Consider the following 12,145-nt stretch of genomic DNA (forward strand, 5'->3'; position numbering starts at 1 on the left):
AGAAACGGCACCCCGGTGCGGGTGCGGCATTCAGCGCCGCTCGCTCGGCGCCACGCCCGTCCAGCGCTTGAACGCGCGCGTGAAATTGGCGCGGTCGGTATAGCAGACGCGCGCCGCGATTTCGTCGACCGGCAGCCGCGTGCCTTCGAGCAGCCGCAGCGCATCGCGCAGCCGGATCTCGTCGAGCAGCGCCGAATAGGTCGCGCCGTATCCGGCGAGCTTGCGCTTGAGCGTGCGCGCCGACACGTGCAGCTCGCGCGCGACGTCGTCCACCGACGGATAGCCGCCCTCGCCGCAGATCAGCAGGTTGCGCACGCGCTCGACGATGCTCTCCGCATAGCCGAGCCGCGCGAGTTCCGCCTCGCACTGCTGGACGATCATCTGCGCGGTCTGCGCGTTCGCGGTGCCGATCGGCTCGTCGAGCAGCGCGGCGTCGCAGCGGATGCGGTTCGCGCTCGCATCGAAATGGCAGCGCGGCAGCCGCGCGCGATAGCGCTCGAACCACGGCGGCTCGGGCCATTCGAAATGGAGTTCGGCACGCGACTGCAGCGTGCGCCCCGGCGTCGGATACAGCAGCGAATTGAACAGGATCGCGGTCTCGACCAGAAAATTTTCCACCGCGAACTGGCGCAGCCGGCCGAGCGGAAACGCTTCGAGCACGTCGATGTCGACGATGCCGTCGAGCTGCGCGAGCCGCACCGAGAAAAACGGCACGCGCGTCGGCAGGTAACGGATGCCGAGCGCGATCGCCTCGCCGAGCGTCGCGCAGCTCATCAGGCCGAAGCCGATCAGCCCCGCTTTCGTCAGGCTGCTGCGCAGGCCGATCTCGATCGCGATCGACGCATCGCCGGTCGCGTCGAGCAGGTTGAACACGATCGCCGCCTGCTGCAGCGGCGTGATGCGCGCATCGGGCTGCGCGAGCCGGTCGCGCTCGGCGCCCGAGCCGGCGAGAATGCGGCCGCCGTCGATGCCGCGCTCCTCGGCCAGCATCAGCATGAACAGCGCATACGCGGACGACACCGTCGCCTTGTTCAACTGGCGCGCGGCATCCGGAACGGACGAGGCCATGCGGCGGACTCCGGAGCGGTTTCGGCGGATTGTAGCGTCGCTGGCCCGCAATGACACCGCGGCGGCACTCTAGCGGGCGGCCGCCCGACGGCCAACGTGGCCCGAAATGACACCATCATTGGCACCGACGGCCCTCGCCCGCGTTCCGGCACGCGCCTATGCTTGTCCCATCGGCATTGCGCCCACCTCTTTCCGCCCGGATTCCGCTCGATGAGCCAACCCGCACGAACCGCCTTTCGCCACGACGCAGAGAAAGTCGCGTACGTCCGCCGCGAAGTCAACGCCGCGAGCGACGCGATCCGCGTGCGCTTTCCGCTGCTCGACAACCAGAACCTCGTCGGCGCGACCGTAATGGCCGTGTCGGTGAGCGCGATGCTCGCGATCGCATGGCTGTATGCGCGCGGCGCGATCGCGTGGTACGTCGCGCTGCCGCTCGCCGCGTTCGTCACATCGCTGATTCACGAGCTCGAGCACGACCTGATCCACCTGATGTACTTCAAGAAGACGCCGTGGGCATATCACCTGATGATGGCGCTGTGCTGGCTCACGCGGCCGGGCACCATCAATCCGTGGACGCGGCGGCGCATGCACCTGCATCATCACAAGGTATCGGGCGGCGAATCGGATCTCGAGGAATACGGCATCACCAACGGCGAGCGCTGGGGCGTCAAGCGCCTGCTGATGATCGCGGACGGCATGCTCGCCGTCGTGCTGCGGCCGGCGGCGATGCGCCGCAAGGTGAAGCAGTACGTGGCCGCGCAGCCGGTGCGGGATCCGTCCGAGCGCCTGCAGTTGCGCGTCGAGCAGGTGTCGTCGTACATGCCGATCGGCCACCTGTACTACACGCTGTGGCACGCGTTCATCGTCTATCACGCCGGCCTGTTCGCGCTGCATGCGTTCGGCGTCGCGGTGAACGTGCCCGCCGGCGTCGAGCGGGCGATGAACGTCGTCGATTTCCTCGCGGTGGTGTGGCTCGGGCCGAACTTCCTGCGCAGCTTCTGCATCAACTTCGTCAGCTCGAACATGCATTATTTCGGCGACATCGATTCGCGCAACGTGATCCAGCAGACGCAGGTGCTGAACCCGTGGTGGATGCTGCCGTTCCAACTGTTCTGCTTCAACTTCGGCAGCACGCACGCGATCCATCACTTCGTGGTGCGCGACCCGTTCTACATCCGCCAACTGACTGCGCGGACCGCGCACGCGGCGCTGCGCGAAGTCGGCGTGCGCTTCAACGACGTCGGCACGTTCGCGCGTGCGAATCGCTGGAGCGGCTATCGTCCGCCGCGCAGCACGCGCAACGCGCCGGCCGATGCGTAACGCCCGCGGCGCGCGGCCTCAGCGCTTCGTCACTCGCCGATCGGCGGCATCGGCCCCTGGCCGCGAATCCACGACCAGTTCGCGAGTTCGGCCATTTCCTTGTCGCCGCGGCTGTCGCCGTACGCGAACAACTGCTTCGGCGGCCGGTTGCCCCACCATCCGCGCAGCCGGACGACCTTCTGCGGCCCCCAGCAGTTCTCGCCGTCGAGCCGCCCGGCGAAGACGCCGCGCTCGAACGCGAGCCGCGTCGCGAGTACCGCGTCGAAGCCGGCCGTCTTCGCCCACTTCTCCAGATACAGCGACGGCGACGCGCTGACCAGCACGACTTCATGCCCGCGCGCGCGATGCTCGCGAATGCGCTCGAGCATCTCCGGACGCACGAGGCCCGGCAAATAGCTGTCGACGAACCGGCGCGCGTGCGCATCGAGCGCGTCTTCGCGGATCGGCCCGAACGCGAACGACGCGAACTTCGCCTTCGCGTCGCCGCGCGACAGCCAGCCGGCCTTCATCGCGACGATCCATGGCAGCGCACGCAGCCCGGCCCACGCGAAACGCGGCGTGCCGACCGTCTGGCGGACGAAATGGCGAAAGCTGTCGGTGGTCGTGATGGTGCCGTCGAAATCGAAGGCGGCGACGATGCGGTCGGTCATGAAGAATCGGCGGGAAAGCGTTGAGATGCCCGGGAAGATAGCAGACTCCCGGCTACCCGCGCGAAACCGTACCGCCCGACACGAGACCGCGCGCCGACGCGCATGCGGTCGGCTCGTTCGCTCAGCGCGGCGGCCGCGCGGCCAGCGCGGCCGGCAGCACGACGTTCATCAGGTGATCGGCGCGCGACAGCAGGTCGGTCACGCGCTCGTCGAGCCCGCGCAGTTGCGCCGGCTGCATCCGGATCTGCTGGACGGCCTGCCCGACGATGTTGCGACGGTCGAACAGCGTACGCTCGACGCCCGCATCGTCCGGCGCGCGCACGACGTCCGACACCGCGCTCAGCGCCGCGAGCACGACCACGAGGTTTTCCTCCGCATGGCGAACCTTCGCGGCGAGTTCCTCGGTGCGGCGCGGGAAAAACCCGAGCGACTGCTTGAGCGCGCCGAGCGTCGCGCGATAGTCGACATGGCCTGACGCCCCGCCGAACCAGCGTTCGAACATGCCGGCCTTGCGCGTCGCCTGCGCGAGCATCCCGGCCATCATGTCGGCCGCACCGAGTTCGTTGAATTCGCGCGTCGTCGCCGCGACGGCTTCGACGAGATTGCCGGCCGCCTCCAGCGCGCCGTCGCCGATCGTCGCGACCGTCGCGAGCTTCAGCGGCACCAGTTGCCGGATATGCCGCTCGATGCGCGGCGCGTAGTCGGGATAGAGATTCGGAAAGCTGGCCTGTGCGGCGCGGAAGCACGCGTCGAGCTGCGGGTGATTCGATTCGCCGAACAGCGCGCGGCCGATCGCGTCGGCGGGCGCCGCGCGCACGGCTCGATCGGATGCGGGCGCCGGCCCGAAGTCGAGCGCCTGCGGGGCCGGCCGCTCGGACGCACGCTCAAGCGACGCACCGGGCGAGGGCGGCGCGTCGAACGCAAGACGCCCGGGCGTGCGCTCGGGCGTCGTATCGAACTCGAGCCGCTTCGGCTCGTCGGACGGATTCGTCATCGCTGCTTCCTGCCCGGCGCGGCAGCGTGCCGCACGCCGGGCTGCCGCCAGTCAGACCGCGCCGCCGTACGCGCGGACGAAATCGCCGAGGCCGCGGTTGTAGCCGGCGCCGACCGCCTTGAACATGAAGTGGCCGTCACGGCGATAGAAGCTGCCGACCTGCACCGACGTCTCCATCGAGAAGTCTTCCTCGAGCGCGTACTTCGCGATCACCGCGCCCGACACCTCGTCGGCGATCTGAATGTAGCTGTTGCGAACCTGCCCGAAATTCTGGCGGCGCGCTTCGGCCTGGTCGATCGTCACGACCACCGAGATTTCCTCGACGTCGGCCGCGAGCTTCGTGATGTCGATGAAGATCACTTCGTCGTCGCCGTCGCCGCTGCCCGTGCGGTTGTCGCCGCTATGCACGACGCCCAGGCACTTCGACGCAGGCATCCCGCGCTTCGGGAAATCATCGCCCGGCTGGATGAAGGTTTCCTTGCGCTCCATCGTGCGCACTTCGCTGTTGTAGAACACGAAATGCTGATCCGAGATCAGTTTCGGATTGCTCTGCGCGTCGTACTTGCACAGGAACACCGACACGTCGAGATCGAAATCCGTGCCCGTGTCCGTCGCGTTCGCGTCCCAACCGAGACCGATGCGGAATTTCTGCGTGCCGGGCGCTTCCTTCGACAGGTTGACGCGACCGCCTTTCGACAAATTGATCATCTGAACCTCTTCTGCTGGAACCGCCGTTGCGCCGGCGGCGATGCCGGGCCGCGCGCGGCGGCCCCTTCGTGGATGGTGTTCGTATCGCGTGACGCGCTTACTTGCTCGCCACCGCCGCGCGGTCTTCCTTGCGCTGCACGACGATCGACGACCATACGGCCGCGGCGATCATCGCCGCGCCGATCAGGCCGGTGACGACTTCGGGCACCTCGAACTTCACGCCGAGGAACATGATCGTCGCGAGCGCGCCGATCGCCCAGAACGCGCCGTGCTCGAGAAAGCGGTACTGCGCGAGCGTGCCCTTCTTCAGCAACACGAGCGTCATTTCCCGGATGTAGGCCGCGCCGACGCCCAGGCCGAGCGCGATCAGGAAGATGTTGTTCGACAGCGCGAACGCGCCGATCACGCCATCGAAGCTGAACGACGAATCGAGCACTTCCAGATACATGAAGCCCGCGACGCCTTCGCGCACCACGCGCGTGCCCGTGTCCTCGCCGCCGACCAGGTCGCCCACGCCGTGCGCGATCACGAAGCCGATCACGCCGAACGCGCCCGCGAGCAGGAAGCTCACCTGTTCGGCCGCCGGCACGTAGAACGACGCGACGATCACGATCGCGAGCGTCAGCGCCACTTCCAGCGCGGTGATGCGGCCGAGATGGCGCATCGGGCCTTCGAGGAAGCCGATCCAGTGCTCGTCCTTCTCGGTGTCGAGCATGAACTTGAAGAACACCATCAGCAGGAACGCGCCGCCGAACGCCGACACCTCGTGATGCGCGGACGTCAGCACCGCCGCGTACTTGTCCGGCGATTCGACCGCGAGCGTCAGCGCGTCCCACAGGCCGATGTGGCCGATCACCGCGACGATCAGCAGCGGAAACACGAGCCGCATGCCAAACACCGCGACCGGCAGGCCGAACACCATGAAGCGGTTGCGCCACTTCTCCGACCAGTTCTTCAGCACCGATGCGTTGACGACCGCGTTGTCGAGCGACAGCGAAATTTCGAGCACGCACAGGACCGCGACGATCAGCATGTCCTTCACGCCGCCGAGGAGATAGGCCGCGATCAGCGCGAGCGCCGTGAGCGATAACGGGATCTTGAAGTCTTTCAACATGATGGAGTAATCGAGTTCAGAAAAATGGGCAGGCGGCACGCGCTTACTTCGCGCGCACCCAGTCGCAGAATTCCTGCGTGATCAGTTGTTCGTAGATCTGTTCGTCGCTCAGGTCGAGCGATTCGAGATGGAGGAAACCGACGTTCGGCATTTCGTCCGCCACTTCCGCGAGGAAGTCGAATTCGCTCGGATCGCCGACGCCGACGAGCGACCAGTACAGCGGGAAGTGCTGCGATTCGGCCAGCAGTTGACGCACGCGCTTGCGGTCGTTCTTCGGGTTCTGGCCGTCGGTGACGAACAGCACCCATGCCGGCAGATGGCCGTTCGCGGGCGCGGACGCGGCCGGCGCGGGCGTGTCGTCCGCACCGCCGAACAGCCGGCTGAGAAAGCCGCGCTTTTCCTCGCGCTTCGGCTCCGGCGCGCGGAAGAAGAAGTCGACGATGTCGTTCATCACCGGGGCGTACTGCGTGCCGCCCCATTTTTCGATCCGTGCATTGAGCACGTGATCGGAAATGTACGAGCCGTAGTTGTCCGGCGTCGCGGTCGGCAGGCGGTCGTAGCCTTCGGTGAAGGTCCACGTGTCGACTTCGCCGTTGTCGTCGAACTTCAGTGCAATGCCGAGAATCCGGTCATGCGTCTCCTGGATCACGCCCGACTGATACAGCGGCTTCGCGGAGCCCGAGATGTCGAGCGCCGCGCCGACGCGCACGACCGGCGGCTTCAGGATCTGACGTTTTTCGAGGACGATCGCGACCTTCGCCGCGCGTTTCTCAAGCGTAATCATGCGGTGTTCTCTCAGTTCTCTTAGTTGTGCTTCGGAGCGAATCGGGTGATCAGGTCCTGTTCGAGCTGGCGCAGGCGCGGCGCGTCCTGCTCGCGCTGGCGGCGGCCGTCGGCGATGATCTGCGTGATGTCGTCGAACGCGCCGAACAACTGCTGCTGCGCGTATTCGAACGTGTCGGTCGAGATCACCGGGCGCTGGCCGAGCTTCGCGACTTCCTGAGCGTTCTGGCGGTTCAGGTCGGCTTGCGCACGGATCGCCTCGTCGGCCGCGTCGTACGTCGCGTTCGCGAGCGCCGCCGCGCGCTTCGTGCTGAGCTGTTCGAGGTAGAGCGCGAACGCGTTGGTCCACGCGGGGATCAGCACCGTCTTGATCGTCATGAACTTCGACGTCAGCGTGCGTTTCTGGTCCTGCTCCATCCGGATCTGCGGCGCGAGCTGCTTCGACATCAGCATCGCGCGGTCGAGATCGTCGAGCTTGCTTTCGAGCGCGTCGACCTTGCGCTTCACGTCGAGCAGACGCTGCGCGGCGAACGCATCGTCCGCCGGCTGCTGGCCGGCCGCCAGATGCGCGCGCAGCGTCGCAAGCGACGTTTCGCCATGCGCCTTCGCCTGCGCGAGCTCCTGGTGCAGCGCGTAGTTGTCGTTGTACATCCGCTCGAGCTCGTCGATGCCGGCCTTCTGGCGCTGCGCATGGTTTTCGAGCTCGACGACGAGCGTGTCCATCCGCTTGCTCACCGATTCGTATTGCGACAGCAGCTTCTCCTTGGTCGAGCGGAACAGCCGCGTGACCTGCGTGAGCAGCCCGCCCTTGTCGGCGCCGCGCGGGTCGAGCCCCTTCGCGGTCGCGATCAGCTCGTTGAGCTTGTCGCCGAACTGGTCGGCGTCCGATGCGCGGACGCTCGCGAGAATCTGCTGGGAGAAGGCGGCGATCCGCGTGCCCTGCGTCGCGCCGAGCTGGTCGATCTCGTCGACGGTGATCAGGCGCGCGTGCTCCGTCGGCTGAGTTGCCGGCACGACGACGTTGGCAGCGTTGGCGACGGCGGCTGGCACGGCGACGGGCGACAAAGACGGCGTGGAAGGACGATCGCTGACCGCATCGGATTTGTTGTCGTCGAATAGCGGCTTCATGTGGCTACCACGTTTCCTTTTCTGCTTTTTGCTACGTGTTGTCGTGCGCGCGAGGCGCGCTTGCGCGATGGCCGTCGTGCTCTCTCACGGGCGGCAGACGGACAATAAATGGCGACGGTGCGGCACGTCAAGCCGTGGAATTCTTTCACTTTCCATACGATCTGTAATATATGCGGCGGGAATTCCAACACTACTTCCGGCAACGCCAGGACAAGTGCCTTGATGGAGCGTGAATCCGAACTTCCCGGTGTGCAGCGGCCACGAAAAAAAGAAAGCATTTTGAAAGAACCAGGCGCCCACTATTCCGCTGATTGTTACAGATTGCTTAACGCCGGCCCTTACGTCGCGTCCTAGTACGAATAGCCTTGCGACGCCGGGCGCGCGTCGTGACGGCGGCCCCACCACGGCAAGTACGCGTTGTTCTCCCCGCGTGCGCGGAACCAGTCCTTGCCGGGATCGATCGGCCTCAGCTTCGACGGCGCGACCACCACCACGGCCGTCGGACGCTCGGCGTCGGTCGTTCCCGCCACGAGCACGTTTCCGCCGAGGTGATTTGCACGGCCGATCGCGAGCGCCACATCGGTCAACGCCGCGCCGGCACCCATGTCACCGAGCAGTGCCGACGTGTTGAAGGTCGCGTCGCGGAGGTCGCTTTCCGGCACGGCTGCCGCGAGCCCTTGCGAAAGCGACGCAGCCCTTGCCGACGCGGCCACGCTGCCCTTGCCCGCGTCGTGGATAACGTAGTTCAGCGACGAGACCGTGACGCACGCATTGCCTGCCGCCGCATCGATCGTCGAATTCCATGCCGGCCCCCCGCGGCGGCTGCCCTGCTTCGCGTCGAAATCCTGGGCACTGCCTTGCGCCGCCTTGCCGATCCATGCCAGCGGTTCCCGCTCGGTCTTCAGATTCGGGCCGGCGAGGAACAACACCACCATGTTCTCGTTGAGCTGTTCGTCCTGCGGGGGAAAGCTTGGCGCGTCCCAGCTCATCACCCATACGCTTTTGTCGGATGCGCGGCCAAGTAATCCAGAGCGGCGTTCAGCGACGTGAAGCCGGCATTTCCCTGGCCCGACGTCACGTGCACATCGGGCGGCGTGTCGTGGCTCCACAGGTCTTTTGCCGACGGATTGCCGATCTCCTGTCGAAGACCTGCTGGTTCCTCCATTTGGTGTAGTCAGCCGATGCAGTTGTCGGATCGTCCTCTCCGACCACCCGCCCATCCTTGTCCACCCATTCGCGATTCTTCGACCGTCTCGCTTCCATGCGAAGAATCGAATAATCCTCATACCGCTGAGCGGCCTCGGATTCAGCGTCACGCTGCGCTTTCAGCGCATCAGCCTCGGTCTCGAATTTTTTCGACTTCGCGTCGAAGTTGTCGTAGGGATCGTCATCCCGCTTGTCCTTCTTGTCGGCATCGCGCCCAGCCGACGGGGAGTCATAGCCTTCGTTGAAGCATCCCTCTTCTATCGGCGCGCAAGGGAGTGGCGGGCCGCCACCAGAGTTTGCTATACTCTCGTTCTTCCGGAGAGATGGATGAGTGGTTTAAGTCGCACGCCTGGAAAGCGTGTATAGGTTAATCGCCTATCGGGGGTTCGAATCCCCCTCTCTCCGCCAGAATCGATGAAGCCTCTTGATTTCCCTGAGAAATCAGGAGGCTTTTCATTTTGGAACGTCGATACGCCCTGCTCCGCGTCCCCCTCACGGATGCCGAATATAATCCACCAACGCCCGCGTATACTCATCCGGCCGCTTATCACACAGACTCACCACGATCGCCACTGCGAACCCCGCCGGCACGCCGAACACGCCCGAACTGATCGGCTCGATCCCGAACCACGTGCGCCCGGCGAACCCGGTCAGTTGCGTGAAGAACGGATAAGTCGACACGATGTAATACACGCACACCGCCAAGCCCGTCACCATCCCGGCAATCGCGCCACGCGTCGTCGTGCGCTTCCAGAACACGCCCAGCACCAGCACCGGAAAGAAGCTCGACGCCGCCAGCGAAAACGCGGCGCCGACGAGAAACAGGATCTTCCCGGTATTGAGCGACGCGACATACGACGCGAACAGCGCCACGCCCAGCAGTAGCACCTTGGAGATCGTCACCCGCCGCTGGCTCGACGCATCGGGCGCGACCATGCAGTAATAGACGTCGTGCGACAGTGCGTTCGCGATCGTCAGCAACAGCCCGTCCGCGGTCGACAGCGCCGCGGCCAGCGCACCGGCCGCGATGAGCCCCGACACCACGTACGGCAGCCCGGCGATCTCCGGCGCGGCCAGCACGACCATGTCCGGCTGCATCTGGATTTCCGACCAGTGCACGATGCCGTCGCGAATCACCTCCACGACGCTGATCAGGTCGGGTTCGAAGTGATGCCATTGCGTGACCCACGCGGGCAATTCGGCGAACGGCCGCCCGACGAGATTCGCGAGAATCTCGTACTTGATCAGCGCCGCAAGCACCGGCACGCTCAGGTAGAACAGCGCGATGAAGAACAGCGTCCAGCCGACCGACCGCCGCGCCGACGCGACCGACGTGGTCGTGTTGTAGCGCGTCAGGATGTGCGGCAGGCTCGCGGTGCCGAGCGACAGGCACAGCAGCAGCGCGAGGAAATTCCGCTCCCGCGGCTTGCGCTCGTCTTCGCTCGCGGCCGGAAACGGCTCGTGCATCGGCACCGGCGGCTCGGCACGCGCGAGCAGGTCGTCACGCGCCTGCGTCCACGCCACGCGCGCCGCCGCCGGGTCACGCGGAAAATCGGCCAACTCGCGCTCGCGCTGGCTGATCTCGCGCAGCGGCCCGTTGTGGCGCCGCAGGTCCGCAAGCTGGTCGACGAGATGCCGGCGCGCATCCGCATAGGACGCCGGCAACCGGTCGAGCCGCGTCTGGATGTCCGCGGCCTGCCGGCGGTACGCATCGCGCACCTGCTGCTCGTCGCGCGCGTCGCGCACCTGCGCCTCGCGCGCCGCGACACGCTCCATCAGCTTGCCGTAATTGAACTGCGGCACGGGGCCGAGCCCGTTCTTCATCGCGATCAGCGACACCGGGATCAGGATCGCGCTGATCAGGATGATGTACTGCGCGACCTGGGTCCATGTGACCGCCCGCATTCCGCCGAGAAAAGAGCACACGAGAATGCCCGCCAGCCCGCAGAAGATGCCGATCGCGAAATCGACGCCGATGAAGCGCGTCGCGATCAGGCCGATTCCCTGGATCTGCGCGACCAAGTACACGAACGAACACAGGATCGCCGCGCCGGCTGCAAGCGCGCGCACGGCCGTGCTCGAAAAGCGCGTGCCGAGAAAATCGGGAATCGTGTAGCGCGCGAGCTTGCGCACATACGGCGCGAGCAGGAACGCAACGAGGCAGAACCCGCCCGTCCAGCCCATCATGTAGGCGAGCGCGTCGTAACCGGTGGCATAGAGCGAGCCGGCCAGGCCGATGAAAGACGCCGCGGACAGCCAGTCGGCCGCCGTCGCCATCCCGTTGAACGCGGACGGCACGCGCCGCCCCGCCACGTAGTACTCGACCAGATCGGACGTGCGCGACAACAACCCGATCACCGCATACACGGCGATCGGCACGAACAGGAACACGTAGCCGATCCACACGCCCGAGCCCGTCGCGCGCTCGATCCGCCACATCAGCAGCACGAACCCGAGAAATCCGAGCGTATAGAGCGCGTACGCGCGTATCAGTCGATGCGTCAGCATGAATCAGCGCCCGCCGTTCGCATGGTCGGCGCGTGCCGCATGCTCGTCGTACGCGCGGCGCAGCGTGCGGTCCGCGCGTTGCATCAACCCGATGTAGACGGCGATCAGCACGAGGTACACGAGAATCGCACCCTGCGCGCCGACATAGAACGGCAGGCTGAAGCCGGCGAAGCGCACGCCGGCGAGCGCGGGCCCGAAGAACGGCACGATGAACGACACCGAGAAGCCGATCACCATCAGCACCGCGATCAGCGCGACGTTGAAGCGCCAGTAGCGTGCGTGCGCACGCGCGAGCGGTGCGGGAACGGGGGGTGGCGCGGCAGGCGCCGAACGGGTCGGAACGGTCATGCCGTTATGTAGCAAAAAGCCCCTGCGCGGGCAATCGGGATTGCCGCGCAGGGGCTCGTGCGCGTGATGCGCAACCGGCAGGCGTTCAGCGCACTTCGGTGAGCTGCTCGAGGATGGCCGGATTCTCGAGCGTGGACGTATCCTGCGTGATCGCCTCGCCCTTCGCGAGCGAGCGCAACAGGCGCCGCATAATCTTGCCCGAGCGCGTCTTCGGCAGGTTGTCGCCGAAGCGGATGTCCTTCGGCTTCGCGATCGGCCCGATCTGCTTGCCGACCCAGTCGCGCAGCGTCTTCGCGAGCGCCGCCGCTTCGTCGCCTT

10 protein-coding genes, 1 tRNA gene and 2 pseudogenes are annotated in these 12,145 nt (G+C 66.1%); 2 read left to right on the forward strand and 11 right to left on the reverse strand.

Features of this window, described 5'->3' with window-relative positions:
• Window positions 1-30 precede the first annotated feature (30 nt).
• Window positions 31-1,068: an AraC family transcriptional regulator gene (locus QZM72_RS34150; protein ID WP_301740301.1), complete on the reverse strand. Its 1,038-nt coding sequence runs from the start codon at window positions 1,066-1,068 to the stop codon at window positions 31-33.
• A gap of 210 nt (window positions 1,069-1,278) precedes the next feature.
• On the opposite strand from QZM72_RS34150, the gene QZM72_RS34155 reads away from it, so the two are divergent.
• Window positions 1,279-2,388: a fatty acid desaturase gene (locus QZM72_RS34155; protein ID WP_301740302.1), complete on the forward strand. Its 1,110-nt coding sequence runs from the start codon at window positions 1,279-1,281 to the stop codon at window positions 2,386-2,388.
• Window positions 2,389-2,417: 29 nt separating this feature from the next.
• Here QZM72_RS34155 and QZM72_RS34160 read toward each other — a convergent pair whose 3' ends face one another.
• The 7 genes and pseudogenes from QZM72_RS34160 to QZM72_RS34190 all read right to left on the reverse strand — a co-directional run.
• Window positions 2,418-3,038 carry an HAD family hydrolase gene (locus tag QZM72_RS34160; protein ID WP_301740303.1) on the reverse strand — a complete coding sequence of 207 codons (621 nt, stop codon included), beginning with the start codon at window positions 3,036-3,038 and terminating at the stop codon, window positions 2,418-2,420.
• Window positions 3,039-3,159: 121 nt separating this feature from the next.
• Window positions 3,160-4,032, reverse strand: a complete 873-nt coding sequence (locus tag QZM72_RS34165) for a hypothetical protein (protein ID WP_301740304.1) — start codon at window positions 4,030-4,032, stop codon at window positions 3,160-3,162.
• Window positions 4,033-4,083: 51 nt separating this feature from the next.
• Window positions 4,084-4,740, reverse strand: coding sequence for a TerD family protein (locus QZM72_RS34170; protein ID WP_301740305.1), 657 nt, complete (start codon window positions 4,738-4,740; stop codon window positions 4,084-4,086).
• 97 nt (window positions 4,741-4,837) lie between these two features.
• A complete protein-coding gene (locus QZM72_RS34175) occupies window positions 4,838-5,854 on the reverse strand; it encodes a DUF475 domain-containing protein (RefSeq protein ID WP_301740306.1) in 1,017 nt (338 codons plus the stop codon).
• A gap of 43 nt (window positions 5,855-5,897) precedes the next feature.
• Window positions 5,898-6,638, reverse strand: a complete 741-nt coding sequence (locus tag QZM72_RS34180; RefSeq protein WP_301740307.1) for a VWA domain-containing protein — start codon at window positions 6,636-6,638, stop codon at window positions 5,898-5,900.
• 20 nt (window positions 6,639-6,658) lie between these two features.
• On the reverse strand, window positions 6,659-7,765 hold the full coding sequence (locus QZM72_RS34185) for a toxic anion resistance protein (protein ID WP_089467862.1): 1,107 nt from the start codon (window positions 7,763-7,765) through the stop codon (window positions 6,659-6,661).
• 350 nt (window positions 7,766-8,115) lie between these two features.
• Window positions 8,116-8,903, reverse strand: a pseudogene (locus QZM72_RS34190) (virulence factor); the annotation flags it as partial.
• A gap of 385 nt (window positions 8,904-9,288) precedes the next feature.
• On the opposite strand from QZM72_RS34190, the gene QZM72_RS34195 reads away from it, so the two are divergent.
• Window positions 9,289-9,379 (forward strand) — tRNA-Ser (locus tag QZM72_RS34195).
• An 84-nt stretch (window positions 9,380-9,463) separates the two neighbouring features.
• Here the strand turns inward: QZM72_RS34195 and QZM72_RS34200 are convergent.
• From QZM72_RS34200 to QZM72_RS34210, 3 genes and pseudogenes are all read right to left on the reverse strand, one after another.
• Complete coding sequence (locus QZM72_RS34200; protein ID WP_089467863.1) at window positions 9,464-11,479, reverse strand: sodium:solute symporter family protein; 2,016 nt, start codon at window positions 11,477-11,479, stop codon at window positions 9,464-9,466.
• Between the two features lie 3 nt (window positions 11,480-11,482).
• Window positions 11,483-11,827, reverse strand: a complete 345-nt coding sequence (locus QZM72_RS34205) for a DUF4212 domain-containing protein (protein ID WP_089467864.1) — start codon at window positions 11,825-11,827, stop codon at window positions 11,483-11,485.
• Window positions 11,828-11,912: 85 nt separating this feature from the next.
• Window positions 11,913-12,145, reverse strand: a pseudogene (locus QZM72_RS34210) (acetyl-coenzyme A synthetase); the annotation flags it as partial.

The organism is Burkholderia sp. AU45388 (assembly GCF_030481585.1).
GTDB lineage: Bacteria > Pseudomonadota > Gammaproteobacteria > Burkholderiales > Burkholderiaceae > Burkholderia > Burkholderia sola.